This window comes from Desulfovibrio sp. UIB00 (assembly GCF_022508225.1).
GTDB lineage: Bacteria > Desulfobacterota > Desulfovibrionia > Desulfovibrionales > Desulfovibrionaceae > Desulfovibrio.
This window is the reverse complement of record NZ_JAETXJ010000001.1, coordinates 556,239-577,533: the sequence shown is the minus strand read 5'-3', so window position 1 is coordinate 577,533 and position 21,295 is coordinate 556,239. Positions and strand designations below refer to the sequence as shown.

General features: G+C 58.5%; 17 protein-coding genes. 11 read left to right on the top strand and 6 right to left on the bottom strand.

Translation table 11 applies throughout. From position 1 onward, the window contains the following. Positions 1–45 precede the first annotated feature (45 nt). The 8 genes from hisI to tyrS all read left to right on the top strand — a co-directional run bounded on the left by hisI (position 46) and on the right by tyrS (position 7,735). Positions 46–462 (top strand): phosphoribosyl-AMP cyclohydrolase, encoded by a 417-nt coding sequence (gene hisI / locus JMF94_RS02560; RefSeq protein WP_022657658.1) that lies wholly within the window; start codon positions 46–48, stop codon positions 460–462. A gap of 12 nt (positions 463–474) precedes the next feature. Continuing rightward, positions 475–1,368, top strand: coding sequence for an ATP phosphoribosyltransferase (gene hisG, locus JMF94_RS02555; RefSeq protein WP_240823627.1), 894 nt, complete (start codon positions 475–477; stop codon positions 1,366–1,368). Between the two features lie 140 nt (positions 1,369–1,508). After that, complete coding sequence (locus tag JMF94_RS02550) at positions 1,509–2,282, top strand: YkgJ family cysteine cluster protein (protein ID WP_240823626.1); 774 nt, start codon at positions 1,509–1,511, stop codon at positions 2,280–2,282. 380 nt (positions 2,283–2,662) lie between these two features. Then, a complete protein-coding gene (locus tag JMF94_RS02545; RefSeq protein WP_240823625.1) occupies positions 2,663–3,925 on the top strand; it encodes a sulfite exporter TauE/SafE family protein in 1,263 nt (420 codons plus the stop codon). Between the two features lie 2 nt (positions 3,926–3,927). After that, the gene (locus JMF94_RS02540) at positions 3,928–4,659 is read left to right on the top strand and encodes a hypothetical protein (RefSeq protein ID WP_240823624.1); all 732 of its coding nucleotides are present in this window, start codon (positions 3,928–3,930) and stop codon (positions 4,657–4,659) included. A 473-nt stretch (positions 4,660–5,132) separates the two neighbouring features. After that, on the top strand, positions 5,133–6,002 hold the full coding sequence (locus JMF94_RS02535; protein WP_240823623.1) for a hypothetical protein: 870 nt from the start codon (positions 5,133–5,135) through the stop codon (positions 6,000–6,002). A 159-nt stretch (positions 6,003–6,161) separates the two neighbouring features. Further along, positions 6,162–6,410, top strand: a complete 249-nt coding sequence (locus JMF94_RS02530; protein ID WP_240823622.1) for a hypothetical protein — start codon at positions 6,162–6,164, stop codon at positions 6,408–6,410. Positions 6,411–6,538: 128 nt separating this feature from the next. Continuing rightward, the gene (tyrS, locus tag JMF94_RS02525; RefSeq protein ID WP_240823621.1) at positions 6,539–7,735 is read left to right on the top strand and encodes a tyrosine--tRNA ligase; all 1,197 of its coding nucleotides are present in this window, start codon (positions 6,539–6,541) and stop codon (positions 7,733–7,735) included. A 74-nt stretch (positions 7,736–7,809) separates the two neighbouring features. Here tyrS and JMF94_RS02520 read toward each other — a convergent pair whose 3' ends face one another. Further along, positions 7,810–9,627 carry a GGDEF domain-containing protein gene (locus JMF94_RS02520; RefSeq protein ID WP_240823620.1) on the bottom strand — a complete coding sequence of 606 codons (1,818 nt, stop codon included), beginning with the start codon at positions 9,625–9,627 and terminating at the stop codon, positions 7,810–7,812. A 136-nt stretch (positions 9,628–9,763) separates the two neighbouring features. Here JMF94_RS02520 and JMF94_RS02515 point away from each other — a divergent pair, with 136 nt between their 5' ends. Next, positions 9,764–10,999: a 6-phosphofructo-2-kinase/fructose-2,6-bisphosphatase gene (locus JMF94_RS02515; RefSeq protein WP_240823619.1), complete on the top strand. Its 1,236-nt coding sequence runs from the start codon at positions 9,764–9,766 to the stop codon at positions 10,997–10,999. A 123-nt stretch (positions 11,000–11,122) separates the two neighbouring features. Here JMF94_RS02515 and ilvN read toward each other — a convergent pair whose 3' ends face one another. From ilvN to rpsB, 5 genes are all read right to left on the bottom strand, one after another. Then, positions 11,123–11,419: an acetolactate synthase small subunit gene (ilvN, locus tag JMF94_RS02510; RefSeq protein WP_022657648.1), complete on the bottom strand. Its 297-nt coding sequence runs from the start codon at positions 11,417–11,419 to the stop codon at positions 11,123–11,125. Then, positions 11,416–13,092: an acetolactate synthase large subunit gene (ilvB, locus tag JMF94_RS02505; protein WP_240823618.1), complete on the bottom strand. Its 1,677-nt coding sequence runs from the start codon at positions 13,090–13,092 to the stop codon at positions 11,416–11,418. The genes ilvN and ilvB overlap by 4 nt, the downstream gene beginning before the upstream one ends. Before the next feature lie 273 nt (positions 13,093–13,365). After that, entirely contained in the window at positions 13,366–14,955 is a 1,590-nt protein-coding gene (locus tag JMF94_RS02500; protein ID WP_240823617.1) for a transporter associated domain-containing protein, read from the bottom strand. 246 nt (positions 14,956–15,201) lie between these two features. Next, positions 15,202–16,059, bottom strand: coding sequence for a translation elongation factor Ts (tsf, locus tag JMF94_RS02495; RefSeq protein ID WP_240823616.1), 858 nt, complete (start codon positions 16,057–16,059; stop codon positions 15,202–15,204). Positions 16,060–16,221: 162 nt separating this feature from the next. Further along, positions 16,222–16,998, bottom strand: a complete 777-nt coding sequence (gene rpsB, locus JMF94_RS02490) for a 30S ribosomal protein S2 (RefSeq protein ID WP_240823615.1) — start codon at positions 16,996–16,998, stop codon at positions 16,222–16,224. A gap of 432 nt (positions 16,999–17,430) precedes the next feature. Between rpsB and JMF94_RS02485 the strand changes: the two genes are divergently transcribed. After that, the gene (locus JMF94_RS02485) at positions 17,431–20,343 is read left to right on the top strand and encodes an insulinase family protein (protein ID WP_240823614.1); all 2,913 of its coding nucleotides are present in this window, start codon (positions 17,431–17,433) and stop codon (positions 20,341–20,343) included. A gap of 83 nt (positions 20,344–20,426) precedes the next feature. Then, entirely contained in the window at positions 20,427–21,239 is an 813-nt protein-coding gene (gene cbiR, locus JMF94_RS02480; RefSeq protein ID WP_240823613.1) for a cobamide remodeling phosphodiesterase CbiR, read from the top strand. Positions 21,240–21,295: the final 56 nt, after the last annotated feature.

The window sequence follows — 21,295 nt, the reverse complement described above, 5'->3', positions numbered from 1 at the left end:
GCAGACGCACACTGCCCTGCCAGCCGACACAACAAAGGAGGCCCCATGTCCGCAACCCCTGACGGCAGCGCGGCTCTGGAAGGCAACCCCGGCTTTCAGCCCGATTTCAGCAAGGGGCTTTTGCCCGCCATCGCCCAGGATTGCGACAGCGGCGAAGTGCTCATGCTGGCCTATATGAACGAAGACGCATGGCGCAAAACCCTTGAAACCGGCGAGGCCCATTACTGGAGCCGCAGCCGCAAGGAGCTTTGGCACAAGGGCGGCACATCGGGCAATGTACAAAAAGTGCGTTCCCTGCGGCTTGATTGTGACAATGACACCATACTGCTGCTTATTGAGCAGATCGGCGGGGCCGCCTGCCATACAGGACGGCGCTCCTGCTTTTACAGGGAATTGAAGCAAGGTTCGGTGCGGGAATGCTCCCCGCAGGTTTTTGACCCCAAAAAAGTCTACGGTCGATAGAAGGAAACTGTCATGAGCGCGGATACCATGCCCATCATCAAGCTTGGCGTGCCCAAGGGCTCGCTGGAAGAAGCCACCATCAACCTTTTTGAACGCGCGGGCTGGAAAATCCGCAAACATACGCGCAACTATTTTCCCGACATCAACGACCCGCAGATCACCGCCTCGCTCTGCCGCGTGCAGGAAATCGGCGAATACATCGAAGCTGGCGTGCTGGACGTAGGCATCACCGGCCTTGACTGGCTGACCGAACGCAACCACGAAGACAAAGTCGTGCGCGTGTCCGATCTTGTATATTCCAAAACTTCCAACCGCCCCTGCCGTTGGGTGCTGGCCGTGGCGGGCGATTCGCCCTACCAGAAGGCCGCCGACCTCGCGGGCAAGCGCATTGCCACTGAGCTGCAAGGCCTGACCCAGCGTTATTTTGACCGCGAAGGCGTTAAGGTTGACGTATTCTATTCGTGGGGCGCGACCGAAGCCAAGGTCGTGGAAGGTCTGGCTGACGGCATTGTGGAAGTGACCGAAACCGGCACCACCATCCGCGCCCACGGACTGCGCATTATTGACGAGGTCATGATTTCCTACCCCGTGCTCATTGCCAATAAGGAAGCATGGGCAGATCCCGCCAAACGCGCCAAAATCGAACAGCTCGATCTGCTGCTCCAGGGTGCGCTCAAGGCAGAAAATCTGGTAGCCCTCAAGATGAATGCGCCAGCGGATAATCTGGCCGCCATCCTTGAAATGCTGCCCTCGCTCAATTCGCCCACGGTTTCGCCCTTGCGCGACACCCACTGGCTTTCGGTGGAATCCGTGGTGCAGATTGATGTGGTGCGCGATCTGATTCCCCGTCTGCGTCTTGCTGGCGCAGAGGGCATCATTGAATACGCGCTGAACAAGGTCATCTAGCGTTAACCGTCTGCACGGGCGGCAACACAAATACCGGCAAGGCGGCCTGCGCAAGCGGGCCGCTTTCTGCCCGCGCGGCGGGCATTTACTGTTTCCCCGCCCTGCGCCGCCGCGCCACGGGCACGCAACCAGGAGCGCCCATGTCCTCTGATGCCAGCCGTGAACTTCTCGACAGCCTGCCCGAACTGAAACCTGACGAAACCTTCTGTTTTGACTGCAACCCCGATGTTCCCTGCTTCAACCGCTGCTGTGCGGAGCTGACCCTGCCCCTCACCCCGTATGACGTGCTGCGCCTACGCCGCAACCTGGGCCTTGGCAGCGAAGAATTTCTGGGCACCTTTACCACATTGCGCTCCTTTCCCGACACGGGCTTTCCCCTGCCCATGCTGCGCATGCTTGACGGACCGGACGAACCCTGCCCTTTTGTGACCCCTGCGGGCTGCTCAGTGTACGAAGACAGGCCCGGCGCGTGCCGCTACTACCCCTTGGGGCGCGGCACGAAAATGGCAACAGACGGCGTTTCGGAACGATTCTTTGTGGTGCGCGAGCCACACTGCCTTGGCTTTGACAAAGGCACCGTGCGCACCCCCCATCAGTGGCTGGAAAATGAAGAGCTGAAGCCCTTCAACACTTCCAACGACCGCTATATGCGCCTCATGGCCATGGTACGGGCAACGGGTCAACCACTTGAACCCCGGCTGGTAACTATGATAGTGCTGTGTCTGTTTCAGATCGACAAGTTTCGTGAGCTTATCACAAACATGCGTGTATTCTCGCATGTGGACATAAGCGACCAGCGCAAGGCTGCCATCATGGAAGACAGCCAGAAGGGCGATGAAGCCGCGCTTGATTTCGGGCTGGACTGGATGGAGCTTGTCATTTTTGGCCAGAGCCAGGGCTTGGCCAGAAAATAGATTGTTTTGAATTTCACAATCACGGCGAAAAAGCGCCCCCCACAGCGATGCGAGGGAGCGCTTTTTCATATCTTGCCGAGGTTATTGAGCATTCCAGCATAGCGAAAAACTGGCGAATACCGGGGCTATTTTTTGGGAATTTGCAGACTGAGCAACCTTGCTCGTGATAAATTTCTTTTACAAATTCCGGCTAATATGTCAGAGTGACTGGGTACAGGATATTTTGAGCTGGAGATTTATAAAAAAACAAAGAATTCAAGCATATCTACTGACAGAACCCAGCTGTGTGTGACGCGACGCACGGCATTGCCTTAGACGGTTTGTTTGTATTGGGGCCACGACCTCGGCCATTGGCCGGAACAATCGTATTGGAGGAGAGTATGAGTTTTGGCAGACAGGTGTATGAGTTTCTGCTGAGCAGCTCCCAGGCTTACGCCAAATGGGATTTGGAAGTCTCCACTTCCATTCTCAAAAGCAGGAAAAAGCTGCTCATCTTGTTGGCACTTGCAGTTCCCATTCTGGCGGGCTGCTTTGCCGAAGCCTATGAGTATCACGAAATGCTGGGCGGCAAATCCGCCTACGCACCGGCTTTTTACACCAACACAATCTTTTTGGCTTCCATAGCCGTGGGCCTTGCAGCCGGTCTGATCACCGGGTGTATCGGCGCTGGCGGCGGTTTCATCATCACCCCCGCGCTTATGGCTGCGGGCGTGAAAGGTATTTTGGCGGTGGGCACTGACCTGTTCCACATTTTCGCCAAAGCCATCATGGGCACCACGGTGCACAAAAAACTGGGCAACGTTTCCACCAAGCTGGCCATCGCCTTTCTTGTGGGTTCCGGCGTGGGAACAGTCATTGGCGGCGCGATCAACAAAGGGTTGTACAACTCTGACCCGCTGCTTTCCGAACTGTTCATCAGCACCATTTACGCCGTGCTGCTGGGCTTTCTTGGTTTTTATGCCCTGTTTGACTTTTTGAAGAGCTCCCGCGGCGGCGCCGCAGCGAATCAGGACGCGCACGGCGGCAGCGCCGGAATGACAGGCGTGGCCCTGAAGCTTCAGGCTCTGGCCGTGCCGCCCATGATCACCTTTGACGAAGACCTCGTTCCTGGCGGCCGCCGGATCTCCGGCTGGATTGTTGCCGCTGGCGGCGTCATCGTGGGCCTTTTGGCCGCCATCATGGGCGTGGGCGGCGGCTTCGTCACCTTCCCCATGTTTGTGTACATCTTCGGCGTGTCGTCCATGACCACCGTTGGCACCGACATTCTACAGATCATCTTTACCGCTGGTTTTGCCTCCATCGGCCAGTACGCCATTTACGGCTACGTGTTCTACACGCTGGCTGTCGGCATGCTGCTTGGTTCGCTGCTGGGCATCCAGGTGGGCGCTCTGACCACCAAGGTGGTCAAGGGCATCCACATTCGCGGTTTTTACGCCATCTCGATCATTGCCGGTTTCATCAACCGTGCGGCCACCCTGCCCAAGAAGCTCGTTGAGCTTGAAGTGCTGAACTGGTCGCCCAGTGTGGTTGGCATTATTGAAGATGTGGGCAACGTGATTTTCTGGGTTGTTGTTGCCTTCTTCGGCATCTGGGTGTTCAGCAAGTTTTTCTTCAACCTCGGCAAGCTTAGAGGGGAGGCCTGATCATGCTTATTCATGCCAAAGCCCCTTTCTTCCGGGGCAGCTTGATGCTCATTTCGTTTCTGGTTCTGTTTGCCGCATTGCTCATGCCCATCTTGCGTGACGAAAACGGCAAGCATGTGACCGGCCTTGAATACGCCGATAACGTCTTCAACGAGCTCTCCAAGGGTTCGTCCTACTTTATCCCCGGCGTTCGGGAAAACCTGAAAAAGGTTGACGGAAAAGTAGTGACGATTACGGTCAAACTCAAGAAGGCCGCTCTTGCCCCCGTTGCCGCCATGGCCCTGCAAACTGCGGGTGCCACGGATGTGAGCGCAACTGACGGCAAGGTCACCTTTACGGGCGACCTTGGCAAAATCCTCGCCTCCGCCACTGACGATTCCGATGCCCTGTATCACAACGATGCAGACAAGGTTTCGCAGAAATACGGTGGGGAGAATGCCCTTAAAGTGGCCTCCGCATGGTGGTATCTGCTTTCGCCCAGCATCAAGGAACTGCAGAAGCAGCGCCTGATTGCCGAGTCGCAGGTGGTGGATCATGTGCTGCGCCGCGCCATTGAGCCGGGCAACAACTTCTACAGCGTGACAGCCGCCAAGGTGTCTGAGCACGTTCTGTTGATGGTTGGCATGCTGGTTTTCTACGTGCTGTACACCCTGTGGTACGGCTTTGCCATCTTTGAACTGTTCGAGGGCATTGGCCTTGCCATGACCAAGTCCAAAGTCAAAAAAGAAGGCTAAGGCATAAATCCGGAGACGCACACATCCCCATAGCTCGCGTCTGCTAAAAAATGGGGATATGCCGGCTTTGCCTGGTTGGATATTGAAGAAGGCCGTCTTCCAATGGAAGACGGCCTTCTGAGCGTTGATAGCATCAACGCGACCAGCAATCTGGAGCAGGTCGCGGCTTGCCCGCGCCGTTGCGACAGATTGATGGATTCTTATTCACGTTGACAGCCGTCTTCCAATGGAAGACGGCCTTCTGAGCGTTGATAGCATCAACGCGACCAGCAATCTGAAGCAGGTCGCGGCTTGCCCGCGCCGCCACCAAACACAACATATGCAATCTGATACATCTCGCAAAAAGCCTGTTACAAGTAACCGCTTAGGCACAATCGGACTGTATATTATCCAAGCAAATACCACTAACACATTGACATAATACCAGTATTAATATATTTACACGACTTTACCAACTCATTCAAGGCTGTCCCATGAATTCAGACGCTTCATTCTGCCTCTGGAACTCAAGCTGCCATGAGGCGCTGGCCGATGCACAAAACACCGGGGCCAATGTACACCTTGAATGCTGCCTTACCTGGTGCGGCGAGACCGCCTGCATATCTGTGGAGGGTCTGGTACGCGAAGTCAACGGCAGGGAGGCCCAGCTTGTTGTGCGCTCCATGAGCATGCAAGCCCAGAACCCCAAGGCTGTGGTAAACCATGGCAAATTTTACTTCAGCGTCAAACGGCACATTGCGCAGGATATGGCAGCGCGCCTTGGCGTATACGGTACCGCGCAGATTCTTGAAACAGCTGTCGGACCCAATGGCGAAATGCTGTATTTGAGTCTGCGCTTTTCACGCAATGTGACTGTACGGCAGTTGCGCAGCAGCAAGCGGATACCCTGGCGCGCTGAATACAGCCGCATGTCGAGCGTACTGCTCGCGCCGGAACGCCCCGACACCACCAACGATTTACGCATAATGCTTGGGGCGTACAGTCAGGTGGCCCCGCCAGCCACCCGTATTCTGGATGTTTCGGAAGGCGGAGCATGCGTCTGCATGCCGGAAGAACTGGCGATGCCTTCCTTCACCTCCGATGCAACCTACCTGTTTTTTCTCCAGCCCAGCGTGGTGCCTGTTACTGTGCCTCCCTACGTTTTTCTTGCCAAGCGGGCAGGTTTTGGCAAGCCCCCTGACGCACAGGGCGTTGCCGTGCGCCTGCGCTTTCAGGAAGAACTGGATTGGAGCGCCCGCCGCGCCCGGCTTCGCTGGCTCAACGTCAAGGGGGGCTCCCCCCGTTTGCGCCAGTGCCTCACCAAATACAACGATGCGTCAAAAAATCAGCAAGAGTCCGCCTAGGCACAAGTGCCCGCATTGTTCCATCTTTTGTCACGCTTCACTTCACTGCGCTTTCTTCCAGTTCTGGCTTTCTGGCCCCAAAATTGCATCTTTTATGGCTGTATTGCCGCCATGCGGAAAATTTGACCCCTGCAGGTCATCAACATAAAGGATACCGCCATGAAGATTTCTGGACTCAACCCCACTCCGGCCTTTGCCTTCCCTGCCATGGAAAAAGATGAAAACACCGCAGCCAGCGCGCCTTCCCGCGACGTTGTCAGCCTGAGCGCCCCCAACCTGCTGGCAGATGACGAAGTGGACGGCGTGCTTGACGACACCATGAACATGATCTCGCAAAATCCCATGGACGCGCTTTCCGTTCACGGCGGCCTGAGCGCCAGCCGCGTTGCCTCGCTGCTGAGCCTGTAGGCTGGCTGTTTCTCTGCGGCATGGTTTGACACTATCGCCGCCTTGGGGGTATCACTTTCCGTCTACGTCGGCGCATATTCTTTTTTTGGTCCGGCGTTTTTACCGAAGCCAGCACAGAGGTAAGGGTGATGACGGATATTGACCGCCAAATGGCCACAATCAAGCGCGGCATGGCCGAGCTGATTGACGAAAACGAACTGCGCAAAAAGATTGCGCGTGGCAAGCCGCTGCGCATCAAGGTGGGCTTTGACCCCACCGCTCCTGATCTGCACCTTGGGCATACGGTTGTTATGCACAAGATGCGTCATTTTCAGGAACTGGGGCACCATGTCATATTTCTTATTGGCGACTTTACGGGCCGCATAGGCGACCCTTCCGGTCGCTCGGAAACCCGCCCCCCCCTCACTGAGGAACAAGTTCTTGCCAACGCGGAAACCTACAAAAAGCAGGTTTTCAAGATTCTTGACCCGCAGAAGACCGAGGTTGCTTTCAACTCGGCCTGGCTGGGCAAGATGGATGCCACGGGCTTTATCAAGCTGGCTTCCAGCTATACCGTTGCCCGCATGATGGAACGCGATGATTTTGAAAAGCGTTTCCGTGAACAGCGCCCCATATCAATCCACGAATTTCTGTATCCGCTGTGTCAGGGTTATGACTCCGTCGCCCTCAAGAGCGATGTGGAAATGGGCGGCACAGACCAGAAGTTCAATCTGCTGGTGGGCCGCACCCTCCAGGCGCACTACGGCATAGAAAGCCAGTGCATTCTGACCCTGCCCCTGCTCGAAGGCACCGATGGTGTGCGCAAGATGTCGAAATCTTACGGCAACTACATTGGTATTGACGAAGCGCCTTCCCAGATTTTCGGCAAGGTCATGGCCATCTCTGATGAACTCATGTGGCGCTACTATGAGCTGCTTTCGGCCAAAAGCCTTGAAGACATTGCAGCCCTCAAGGCTTCCGTGGCCAGCGGCGAGCTGCACCCCAAGGCCGCCAAGGAAAATCTTGCCCACGAGATGGTGGCCCGCTACCACAGCGAAAAAGATGCCGATGAAGCAAAGCAGGGCTTTAATGCCGTTTTTGCTGGCGGCGGCGTGCCGGACGACATGCCCGAGCACCAGTGCGCCTGCGGTGAAGACAGCACTCCCACGGTGTTTCTTGAGGCCGCAGGCCTTGTTAAAAGCCGGGGCGAAGCTAAACGCCTGATGAAAGAAGGCGCGCTCTCCATTGACGGAGAACGCTGCGAAGACGCCATCACCCCGCTTGCAGCCGGGGAATACGTGGTCAAGCTCGGCAAAAAGCGCTTTCTCAAGCTGAAGGTACGCTGAAGCGCAACCAACTGAATACTTGAAAAAACGCCCTTGTGCAGCAGTTACAGACCAGCCGCACAGGGGCGTTCTTTTTATGCGCCAAAACCCTGCCCCTCCGGATTCTCCACGGCGGGCGGCAATAAATTGTCCGCAAGGCATACGCGATTACGGCCACTGTTCTTGGCACGGTAGAGGGCAAGGTCTGCCCTCTTCACCATGTCTTCCAGGGGATTTTCCACATCTACCTGTAAATCCGCCAGACCAATGCTGACGGTAAAACGAATATTTTTTTCATTGTGCCACACGACCATTTCCTCCACGCGCCTGCGCAAACGCTCTGCAATGGCCTCTGCCTGCTGGGGCACAACGCTGGCTAGCAGAATGCCAAATTCTTCGCCGCCAAGACGTCCCACATGGTCAGAGGTACGCATGGTATCGTGCAGCAACGCGCCAAGCCCTTTCAGCACGGCATCGCCCGTATCATGCCCGAACGTATCGTTGATTTTTTTGAAATGGTCGATATCAAGCATAAAGAATACCATGTTCAGTCTGTAGCGCCTGGCCCTTTCAATCTCGAACTGAATCTTTTCCAGCAGATTCCTGCGATTGTTCAATCCCGTAAGCGCGTCTGTGGTGGCCAGCGAGTACAGGTCTTCAATGCGTTTTTCCAGGCTTTGCTGTGTCTGCTTGAGTTCCGTAATGTCAGAGGCGATGACAAAAAAGCCCCGCACCTCCCGTCCGTCCATATCTGGTATGTAGCGGGACAGCACATAGCCTGTTGAGCCGTCGGCCCTGACCCTTTCCTGCTCAAAATCCTGTGGTTCGCCGCGCAGGGTCGCATCAATGAGGGGGGCGCATTTGGCAAGCAGTTCCTCGCCCAGCAAAGATTGCAAATCAATGCCGAGGATCTCCTCCTCACCTCTGCCAAACCAGGCTCTGTACATTTTATTGGCGTAATGGCACCGCCGCGCCGCATCCCAGTAGGACACCATGATGGGCGCGTGGTCCACCAGGATACTGATGAACTTATCGCGCGAGCGCATGTCGCTTTGCAGTCTTTCTGTGGAAAGTTCAGAACGGCGGCGTCTGCGCGCTTCCATCATCAGGAGTGAAGTTGAGAGCACAGCCGCAGTCAGCCATATCAGCACTTGATCGAGCAGGTCGCTACGCCAGTGGACATAGCTGTTTTCGCCGCTGATGATTGTTCCCACCACCAGAGGCCCACCCTCCAGAAAGGGTGCTGCCGCCTGCTGCAAGGTGAGCATGGACCGCGCCCCATCAGCCCGCAGGGGCTGGGTGTGCAAGGCCGCCGCATCGGGGGCCATGTTTGCAATGGTCTCCGCCAGAAATGCATTTTCAGTGTTGTCCAGGTCGGCAAAGGGCAGCAAAGGACGTCCAGAGGCTGCATAGACGGCAACCTTAGCATCTGCGCGGCTGAACGCATATGCCAGTTTGTACCTCCAGAATTCGGGTTTCAGGGCAATGCTTACAGATACGGAGAGAAGCCCGTCCTTTGCGGTGGAACGGGAAAAAACGGCTGTGGACGCAGAAGGAATTGCGCCAATGGAGGCCCGGGGTACATCGTTGGAAACGACAGATATGGCGGCGACAAAGGGATTATCCCGCACCAACTCTTGCACCTTGTCGGCAAGCTGTTCTTCGTCCCGGGAGGCAATGGCGGCGTTTTCCACCGTGTCCAGCAGAGAAGTGATGCCGCCCACTTCCATTTTGACAATATTGACGGCAATGCTGCTTTCAGAGAGCAGCAGACGCAACTCGTTTTCCTGAAGCAGAAAATAATCGTCCACCACGTTGGCGCACAGGACGGCAGCAAGCACGACCAGCCAGATACTGTGGATGGCCCAGTGCAACCGGGAAGACAGCGTTCTGAAAAAGGCCGCGATGCTCATGGCAAAACTCGGCGGGTAAATATGTTTATTGCATGATACTACCGCTATCGCGGGCAGGCAAGGAGCGCCCCGCCCCATCCCGCAGAGTTCTTTTATTTTTTTCTCTTTTCTCCTACCATGCGGCAACGGAGGTCGTATGCAGAAACTTTATGTCGCCATGGTCGGTCTGCCCGCGAGGGGGAAATCCACTCTGGCAAAACGCATCCGCGACGGGCTTGTGACCGAAGGAATTGCCGCAAGGCTGTTCAATAACGGCGACATGCGCCGCGCGCTCATTGGCGCGGAATCCACCGATCCCAATTTTTACGATCCCAACAACAAGCTGGGCCGTGAAGCGCGCGAAATGATCTGCATGCGCAACATGGAGATTGCCCGCGAATGGCTGGCCAAGGACGGCGAGGTGGCCATTCTTGACGCCACCAACGTCAGCCGCGCGCGCAGGCACCTCATTGAAACCACGCTCACCGACTACCCGGTGCTCTTTGTAGAATGCGTCAATGAAGACCAGCTGTTGCTCAATGCCTGCATACGCCGCAAAACCACCTTGCCGGAATACGCCTCGTATACTGAAGAAGAAGCCCTTGCCAGCTTCATGAAGCGCATCAGCTATTATGAAACCATTTACGAACCATTGCAGGACGAAAAATACTGGCTGCGCGTTGATTCCACAGCCAACCGCATTTTGGACGAGCGCCCCTGCGAAAGTTCGCCCTACTACCCCGCTATCCGCGAAATGGTTGTCAGCGTGTGGATTCAGTGCCTGTATCTGGCGCGCCACGGACAGACGGAATTCAACCTGCGGGGCCGCATCGGCGGAGACCCGCCACTCACAGCCACAGGCCGCGCCCAGGCGCTTGCCCTTGCCGCCCATCTGCACAACAAGCCCATTGAGTGGGTGTTTACCTCCACGCGCATACGCTCGCACGAAACGGCAACACCGTTGCTGACCGAACGGCCCGAAGCGCATGCCATGGCCTTTAAGGAGTTTGACGAAATCTGGGCGGGCGACTGCGAGGGCATGCTCTACAGCGAAATCCGCGAGCGCATGCCCGAGGTTACCCAGGGGCGCAACGCCTGCAAATACACTTACACCTACCCCAATGGCGAAAGCTACGCCCTGCTGCGCGAGCGGGTACAACGCGGCTTGCGGCGGGCGCTCTTTCTGGCTGGGGATGCCCCCCTGATCATTGTGGGGCATCAGGCCATCAACCGGATGCTGCTTTCGCTCTTTCTCCGTCAGCGCAACGAAGACGTGCCCTTTATCTACATTCCGCAAAACCAGTACTACCACATCAGCCTGACGCCGCGCCGCAAGGTCTTTGAACGCATACCCTATGACGGCGGGCCGGGGGCCAACCTGCTGGCAGAATAAAAATGGCTGCACCCACATCTGCCCGCGCGTCCATCAAACGCAGGCAGATAGGGGCACAGCCCGTGGACAGCCTGTTACGCAGGGCGCGGTGTTATGTTGGTACGCACCGCGCCCTGTTTTTATTCAGCATTCAAGGCAACCAGCCAGACGGTTGAAAACCGTCGGTTCCGCATGCCCCACCTGCACATCCAGCACATCGTGCAGCTTACGCACCTGCTTTACAATCTGCTCCATGCGCCCGTCGTCCTTGACCACCAGCCACATGCGGCAGGTATCGCCGTCTGCTTCCGGCGTAACAAGCACGCCTTCAAGGTTGTAGGCGCGGCCGGCAAAGAGACCGCATACGTGCGAAAGCACACCGGGATGATTGTTGACGCTCAAGTGCAACGTTGTAAGCGCGCTCGTCACGGAACCGTTCATGCGTTAACCCCCTCTATCATCTGACTGTTTGCCGCTCCTGGCGGCACCATGGGAAAAACTTTTTCTTCTGCGCTCATGCGCACTTCAAGCAGGCACGGGCCGGGCGTGCCCAAGGCCTTTTCCAGCACGGCCCTGGGGTCGCGCTCGTTGTTAAGACAGACGGCAGGCATGCCAAAGCCCTGGGCAATACGCACAAAGTCCGTGCCTGCCGTAAAGGTCGAGCCGAACAGGCGCCCTCCAAAGAACAGATCCTGCTGTTGTTGTACCAACCCCAGCCCATCGTTGTTGCACAGGATAATCTTGACGTTGGCCTGATTTTCGACAGCGGTGGCCATTTCCTGAATATTCATGAGCAGGCTGCCATCGCCGGAAAAACAGACCACGGTTTCCTCCGGCTTTGCCAGCGCAGCTCCTATGGCGGCAGGCAGGCCAAAGCCCATTGTTCCCAGCCCGCCGGATGTGAGCCACTGCCGGGGCTGCATCATGGGGTAGGCCTGAGCCACGCGCATCTGGTGCTGGCCCACGTCTGTGCTCACAATGCCCGTGCCGTGCAAGGCGTCCGCCACGTGTCTGATGATGCCGTAGGGCGAACAGACCTCATCCGTGCGGTCAAAACGCAGGCCATGCTCCGCCTTGCAAGCTGCCACGCGCTCAAGCCACGGCTCATGGTCAGTCTTGCGCAACAGGGGCAGCAGGGCCGTGAGAGCCTCTGCCGCGTCCGCCGTGATACCCACCTGTGGAATGCGCAGCTTGCCCACCTCGCAGGCATCAATATCAATGTGGATAAGGCCCGTCTTGGGGCAAAATCCGTCCAGCCTCCCCGTGGCGCGGTCGCCAAGGCGAGCGCCCACAACCATGAGCAGATCGCATTCGTCCACCAGCATGTTGGAAGCGCGCGCTCCATGCATGCCAAGCATGCCCACGGCCAGTTCATGCCCGTGCGGCACCGTGCCCAGCCCGCGCAGGGACATGACGGCAGGGATGCGGCGGGCCTCCATAAAGGAAATCACCGCCGCCGAGGCCTCGGGGGAAGACGTGCCGCCGCCCAGCATCAACAGGGGGCGCTTTGCGGCGTTCATCATTTCCGCCGCGCGGGCAAGGGCCTGCGGGTCTGGCTGCGGCATGGGCGCGGGGGTTCCGGCGGCGGGCAGATACTGCAATTCAGCAACAGCCACCTGCACGTCACGCGGAATATCCACCAGCACAGGGCCGGGGCGGTCGCCAGCGGCAATGGCAAAGGCCTCAGGAATCACGCGCAGCAGTTCCTCAATGGAGCGCACAATAAAGTTGTGCTTGGTGGCGGGAATGGACATGCCGTAGATGTCCACTTCCTGAAAGGCATCGGTACCGATCATGCTCAGGGGCACCTGCCCGGTAATGCAGACCAAGGGCACGGAATCCATGCGCGCATCGGCGAGCGCCGTAAGCGTATTGGTGGCGCCGGGGCCAGAAGTGGCAAAGATAACGCCGGGACGGCCCGTAACCCTCGCCATGCCCTGAGCTATGAAGCCAGCGCCCTGTTCGTGACGAGCGAGGATATGCCGTATGGTTCCACTGCGCCCAAGGGCATCATAGAGAGGAAGATTGAAACCGCCCGGGATGCCCGTAATGTGCGTGACACCCTGATTTTCCAGCAGGCGGATGGTGAGTTCTGCTCCCGAAAGACGTAACATCGCCGCAAGACTCCTTTTCGATGGTGAGGCTTGTCGGCGGCGGTGCGGACTAACAAAAAACCCCGCCGACTCGCGCCGGCGGGGTTTGCAATACTACCTTAAATCTTCCCTGCTCAGAACGCGCGCAAAGTGTGACACCGTACTACTACGGCGCACATAATGGATAGCAGCGCTACGTGGCGGAAAGAAGATTGTGTATTCATGCTCATGTTTGAAACCCTACGCCCTCACCCGGCAAGCTGTCAACATGTCAGACCAGTTCAGCCCAACAATTTATTTTTTGCGCTTTTTGCCCTCGGAATGCGGCAACAGCAACTTGACCGCGCGCACCTCGTCAATACGACGGCGATCCATGCGGGTTATCTCCAGATCCCATCCCTGATAGCGCAGGCGCGCGCCTTTTTCGGGTATGCGGCCCAGACGCTCCATGATGAGCCCCCCGAGAGTGGCGCTGCACAGACGGCGCGGCAGGCTCACCCCAAGCCAGCTTGCAAAGAGGTCAACAGCCAGCCGCCCCGGCAGAACCCAACTGCCGTCAGGCCTGCGGCAAACCTCCGGCCCGGCGGGCATGTCGCCCATCTGGCCCGCAAGCACGCTCAACAGTTCCGCAGGGGTGATGATGCCCACTACGCTGCCGTATTCATCCCGCACAAAGGCCAGCGGCGCGGGATTGGTACGAAAATCTTCCAGCAGGGTCGTCAGCGGTATATGCTCGAAGATGGTGGGCGCGGGCCGCACGTAGGTTTTCAGATCCCACTCCCGGTTGCCTATGCCCTGCTGTTCCTGTTGCAGGATTTCACCAGGGTGCACCACGCCCAGCACTTCGTCCGTATCGCGCCGCAGCACTGGCAGCCAGGCAAGTCGCGAGGCCGCCGCAAAACGCGTGACCGTGGCGCGGTCGGCATTGCTGTCCAGCCAGTCCACGCGCTGACGCGGGATCATGATAAAACGTGCCGTGCGCCCGCCAAGGCGGATCACTCGGGCCACCATGTCCCGCTCCATGGGTGCAAAGAGCTGGCCCCCGGCATCGCCTGCCAGCGCCGCTGCTTCCAGCTGCGCCTCGCCGCCGCCAGGCACGCCCCCGCCGAGCAGGTTCAGGATGACCCGTGCCGTGGATTCTCGCATGTCGCGCATGCTGTAGCGCCTGCGGCGACTCCGCAACGCCCACTGGTTGCAGGCCTCAACCAGCACGGAGAAACCAATGGCCGCGTACATATAGCCCTTGGGGATGTGGTAGCCCAGGCCATCAGCCAGCAGGCTCAGACCGATCATCAGCAAAAATCCCAAACACAACACAATGACCGTGGGGTGGCGCTCCACAAATTCCAGCAAGGGTGCTGCGGCAAGCACCATTATGACCATGGCAGCCAGCACCGCCAGCATCATGATGAACACGTGATCCACCATGCCCACGGACGTGATGATGGAATCCAGCGAGAACACGGCGTCCAGAATGATGATCTGAAAAATCACCTGCCAGTAGCCTGCCTGCGGCCCGCTGGTGTTAAATCTGCCCGCGTGGCCTTCAAGCCTGTCGTGCAGTTCCATGGTGCCCTTGAGCAGCAAGAACACGCCGCCAGCCATAAGGATAAGATCGCGGGCAGAATAGCCGTGCCCCCCCAGGGTAAACAGAGGGTCGGTAAGGGCGACCAGCCGCGCCATGAAGGCCAGCAGCACCATACGCATGAGCAGGGCAAGCCCAAGGCCGGTCATAAAGGCCTGACGCTTTTTTTCCTGCGGCAGCTTGTTCACAAGTATGGAAATAAAAACCAGGTTGTCTACGCCCAGCACCACTTCCAGCAGCACCAGCGTACCCAGACCAGCCCAGGCTGCGGGGTCAGTTACCCATGCCAGATCCCACATATTTTCTCCGGCGGCCATGCCGCGTTTCCGTAATAAAAAAGGGGCCAGAGGCCCCAGCAGACAGCAATTCCCGCCTCGCGGGATTTGAAGAGATCATGAGCCGACAACACCGCAAGGCGCGGTCAGTTCATGATTTCTGGTTGCGCTGACTTTGTCAAACGCAATGGGGGGCCAAAGGCCCCCCATAAAACCGTGCTTGGCCAGAAGGCGTACACTTATGTGCCGGAATCCGGTCCAGCGCAGTGCTTATTCGGCAGCAAGCTGGATGCGTTCGAAACCGGTAACCGTGATTTCGTCGCCGATGGTCTTGCCCGTTTCGCGCACGATGTCGGAAATGGTCTTCTTGTCGTCGCGGATGTAGGGCTGTTCCATGAGGCACACTTCCTTCTGGAACTTCTTCACCGCGCCGTCGGCAATCTTGTCCACGATCTGGGCAGGCTTGCCTTCTTCAAGGGCCTTCTGGCGGTAAACTTCGCGTTCACGCTCCACAGCGGCCTGATCAAGGCTGGCGGCGTCAAGGGCCAGGGGGCTGGCGGCGGCAACCTGCATGGCAAGGTTCTTGGCCAGTTCCAGCACTTCGGGCTTGGCGGCGCTTTCGGTCTTGCCGCAGGTCAGGTACACAAGAACGCCGATCTTGCTGTTGGCGTGGACATACTGACCCACCACGTCGTTGGCGCTCTTCTTGCTGAAGCGGGCAAACTTGCCAAGCTGCATGTTTTCGCCCACAGAGGCAATAAGCTGGGTCACTTCTTCGCCCAGGAGGGCTTCAAGAGCGGCGGCATCGGCAGGAGCCTTTTCAAGGATAACCTGGGTCACGCGGGTGGCCATGGTCTGGAACTGTTCGCCGCGAGCCACGAAGTCGGTTTCGCAAAGCAGCGAACCCATGGCGATATGCATGTTGTCGGCAGTGGCGGCAACGGTCACGAGGCCTTCGCTGGTGGCGCGGCCAGACTTTTTGGCAGCCTTGGCCATGCCCTTCTGGCGCAGCCAGTCAACGGCCTTTTCCAGGTCGCCTTCCACTTCCACCAGGGCTTTCTTGCAGTCCATCATGCCTGCGGCGGTCATGTCGCGCAGTTCTTTAACCAATTGTGCAGTGATAGCCATAGTATACTCCACACGCTGTCCGGCCCCAAGCCGGAGTTTTGTAAATGTCTGATCGGTTGCGCGGCCTCCGCGAAGCGCGGCGCACAATCTTTCATCCAGACGGGGGCAGCGCAGCCTTTACAGGTTGCGCCGCCCCCAGGATACGGAATATGGAAAGGCCTGCTATTCGGCGGGAGCGGCTTCCGGAGCGGAGGCGGCGGCTTCGGCCTTCTGCATGGCTTCTTCGGCGTTGACGACTTCGCCCTTGTGATCCTTGTTCATGGCTTCGCCTTCCATGCAGGCTTCGGCGAAAGCAGCCACAAACAGCTTGATGGCGCGGATGGCGTCGTCGTTGCCGGGGATGATGTAGTCAATGACATCGGGATCGCAGTTGGTGTCGGTCACGGCCACGATCGGGATACCGAGCTTGCGGCATTCCTTCACGGCGATGTCTTCACGGTGCGGGTCGATGATAAAGGCAAGCTGGGGAATGCGGTCCATGTTCTTGATACCGCCAAGGGTTTCCTCGAGCTTGTTCATTTCGCGTTCCAGAAGCAGAATTTCCTTCTTCTGGTAGCGATTGATGGTGCCGTCGCCAAACATGGCTTCCAGCTTCTTCAGACGGTCCACGCTCTTCTGGATGGTGACAAAGTTGGTGAGCGTGCCGCCCATCCAACGGTTAGTCACGTGGAACTGACCAGCGCGGCCAGCTTCAGCGGCCACAGCTTCCTGAGCCTGACGCTTGGTACCGATGAACAGCACTTTGCCGCCCTTGGCAACAGTATCGACCACTTTGTCGTAGGCGACGCGGAACAGCTTGACGGTCTGCTGCAGGTCGATGATATGGATGCCGTTGCGGGCGCCAAAGATGTAAGGACGCATCTTGGGGTTCCAGCGGCGGGTCTGGTGACCGAAATGCACGCCGGTTTCCAGCATTTGCTTCATGCTGACATAAGCCATTGGGATTCCTCCAAAGGGTTAACTTCTTCCACCCATGCCCTGACCCTGCAACCCGATGTTCGCACCCGAGTGGACAAACCGTCCTTGGGCGCAAAAAATGGACGACACCACACGCGCCGTCCCACCGGGCACCCCGGGCCGCTGCCTTTGGGTGTGCTTGATGGAAAGGGAGTCAATACACTATCACCCTGCGAATAGCAAGCATTGATGCGGAAATTTCCGCGCAAACCGCATATCGGCCTAACGGCTCAGCCCCTGCACAAGCTCGGGTGGGGTTTCACGCAGACTCTTTCCTGCATAAATGACCAGAGCATCGCGGTTCTTTACGCGGGCAAGCAGGCGCGCCCCTTTTCAAACGGCGCATCTATACTTATAGTTAGAGATCACGCTGTGCCTCAAGCGGCGCTGCACATCAACACTTCAGGATTCATCATGAACAAGCACGGATTCACTCTTCTTACAGAACAGCATCTGCACGAAGTGGACGGCACCGCCCGTTTGTGGCGGCACGAAGCCACCGGAGCGCAACTGCTTTCCATTAATAACTCTGACGAAAACAAGTGCTTTGGCGTCAACTTTCGCACGCCGCCAGCCGACTCAACGGGTGTTGCCCACATTCTCGAGCACTCCGTTCTTTGCGGGTCGGACAAATATCCCGTCAAGGAACCCTTTGTGGAGCTGATGAAGGGCTCGCTGCAAACCTTTCTCAACGCCTTCACCTTCCCCGACAAGACCTGCTACCCCATCGCAAGCTGCAATCTGCGCGATTTTTACAATCTCATTGACGTCTACATAGACGCCGTGTTCCACCCGCGCATTGACGAAGATATCTTCCGGCAGGAAGGCTGGCACGTGGAAGCCGAAACGCCCGATGGCCCGTGGTCGTACAAGGGCGTGGTCTACAACGAGATGAAGGGGGTTTACTCCTCGCCCGATTCCGTCCTTGCGGAGCAGAGCCAGCAGGCGCTCTTCCCCGATACGCTCTACAGCCTTGATTCCGGCGGCAATCCGGAAAACATCCCCGACCTCACCTACGAGGCCTTTTACGATTTTCACAGCCGCTACTACCACCCCAGCAACGCCCGCTTTTTCTTCTGGGGCGACGACCCGGAAGACGAACGCCTGCGCCTGACGGCAGCCGCGCTTGAAGGTTACACGGCCCGCCCGGTCAATTCAGACGTGCCTTTGCAGCCGCGCCTGGAAACCCCACGCCAGATCGAAGTGGCCTATGCCGCCTCCAAGGGCGAAAAACGCGCCCTATTCACGGTCAACTGGCTTCTGGGCGAGCGTGGGGACGTGCATCAGGCCCTGCTGATGGAAATGCTCGAGCATATCCTTGAGGGCCTGCCCGGCTCCCCCCTGCGCAAGGCGCTCATCGCCTCCGGTCTTGGGGAAGACACCACCGGCTGCGGGCTGGAGACAGACCTGCGCCAGATGTACTACTCCACCGGTCTCAAGGGCGTGGCTCCGCGCGATGTGCAGCAGGCCGAACTGCTTATTTTTGACACCCTGGCCCAACTGGCGGAAGAAGGCATCCCCCGCTCGGCAGTGGAAGCCGCCGTCAACAGCGTCGAATTCGCCTACCGTGAAAACAATTCCGGGCGCTTCCCACGTGGACTCTCGGCTATGGTGCAGTCGCTGACCACATGGCTGTATGATGGCGACCCGCTGGCTCCGCTGGCCTGGGAAGCCCCGCTTAACGCACTCAAGGCCCGCATTGAGGCTGGTGAACCCGTATTTGAACAGGCCATCAAGGATTGGTTCCTGAATAACGAGCACCGCGCCACCGTGGTGCTGCTGCCGGATACCAAGCTGGGCAAGACCCGCGAAGATGCGGAAAAGGCCCGTGTGGACGCCGTGCAGGCCGCCGCCGATGCCGAGGCCCGCGCCAGGATGGTGGAAGAAACCGCCCGCCTCATGGAAGCCCAAAGCGCGCCCGACAGCCCGGAAGCCCTGGCGACCATTCCTGCCCTGGGCATTGAAGACCTGCCGCGTGAAAACGCCTTGCTGCCCCGCGCCGTGGCAGAACTGCCCGAGACATATCTGACGCACGAACTGCCCACACAGGGTATTGCCTACGCGACCCTGCTGCTGCCCCTTGCCAATGTGCCGGACAGGCTCGTGCCCCTGCTGCCGCTCTTTGCCCGTTCCCTCACCGAAACAGGCACCGCCAAACGCGACTTTACGGAGCTTGGCGCACTCATGGCAGCCAAAACGGGCGGCCTCGGCGCTGAAACACTGGTGGGCCTTGTGCGCGGCAGCCGCAAGACCTTTGGCTACCTTGGCGTGTCGGGCAAGGCAGTGTACGACAAGCTGCCAGACCTCTTTGCCCTGACCCGCGAAATTCTGCTGGAACCCCTGACGGACGCCGATGTGCTGCGCGAACGCCTGGGCCAGATGCTGCTGGAAGGCAAGGCCCGGCTGGAGCACGGATTACAGTCCGCCGGTCATGCGGCGGTCAGCGCCCGCCTGCGGTCGCGCTTCAACGGCGCAAGCGCCATTGCCGAACGCACGTCGGGCCTGAGCTATCTTGAGAGCGTGCGCGGCCTGCTGGAGCGCATGGACACAGACCCGCAGTCTGTCTTGAATGATTTGGAAGAACTGCGCGCGCGTATCATTGCCCGCCCCGGCGCAATCGTGGACTGCACCGCAGAGGCGCAGGGCCTCGCACTGGTCGAAACGGAAGCCCGCCAGTTGCTGCGCTCGCTTTCGCCCGCGCGGGCAGGGGCGACATCGGACTTTGGCAGCGCCCCTCTGGAACTGCCCAAGGGTGAAGCCTTCATTGCCCCGGCCCAGATCAACTATGTGGGCAAGGCCGCCAACATCTACAATCAGGGCTATGTGTACCACGGCTCCGCCAGCGTTATCCTGCGCAGCCTGCGCATGGGCTACCTGTGGGAGCGCGTGCGCGTGCGCGGCGGCGCGTACGGCGCGTTCTGCAATCTTGACCGCCTGGGCGGCACCCTTGTGTGCGCCTCATACCGCGACCCCAACGTGGACGACACCCTGACGGCCTTTGACGGCATGGCCGAATACCTGCGCACCTTCAGCCCGGACAATGCCCAGCTCACCCAGGCCATTGTGGGCGCGGTGGGCGATCTGGACAGCTACCTGCTGCCCGATGCCAAGGGCGCGCAGTCCCTCTCGCGCTGGCTCACGGACGACACCGATGCCGCCCGCGCACTCATGCGCGAAGAAATCCTTTCCACCACCAGAAAGCACTTCCGCGAATTTGCCGAAGTGCTGGCCGAGGTTGCGCGCAACGGATCCACCTGCGTTCTGGGCGGGCCCAAGACCGAAGCCGCAGCCAAGGAACACGGCTGGAGCAGCACCAAGTTGGTGTAGCATCCCGCAATTACAGAAGGATAAAGGGGGAGATTTTCCATAAATCTCCCCCTTTGTGCATGCTGCACACAAGGAACATCTGCATGTCCCAAAATTCAGGCGACCAGACGCTCCAGCCAGACACAACGCATCTGCGGCCCGCACGCTTTGCAGGCCGCCTGGCCGCGCCCTCCTTTGTGTTGCCCGCCGGAGTGGCGGTAAACGCGCGTTTTCTGGCTGGCAAGGTGGACGAAGTAGGCCTGTGCTTTTTTGAAGCGCAGTCCTGTCTGGACTACGGCCCGCAGGATTTGCCGCCCGATCTGGCAACCCTGCCCCTGCGCTGGCATGTGCATCTGCCCGTTGACCTGCCCTGGCCCGCCAGCAAGAGCGCCGCGCATCCTGCCCGTAGGGCCGCGCAATTGGCAATGTCCGTACTTGGCAAGGCGGCCTTTCTTCAGCCGCGTTACGCCGTGCTGCACCCGCCCCAAGGTTCGCCCATGGTGCAACGCCGCCTGCTGGCAGGTTTTACGCACCACTGGAAAAACATCTGCAATGTCCCGCTGTTGCTGGAAAACGTGGGCCACAGCGATATTGCCAGCCTTGGGAATGGCTTTCTTCAGGATCACGGACTGGGCCTGTGTCTGGACGTAGGGCACCTCCTGGGCTATGGTCAAAAAAACCTGTTGGTTTCGACCCTGCCAGAGCAGGCGACCATGACGCACTGGAGCGCCCCCGGCGACGGCGACCGGCATCTGCCCCTCACGGCTTTTACGCCTGGGCAGGCGCATACCGCAGCCGCCATCATGCAGCGCATCCCCGATTCGGCAGTGCATATGGTCGAAATATTCAACTGGAATCGCCTAGCCGCATCCCTGCCGGTGCTGGAAGCGCTTGCGCAAACGCATTCCGGCGAATGAACCTCGGCAAACGCATTTTCGCAAGCGGGCTTTCGCAGAAGAACTTTTAAGGAGAA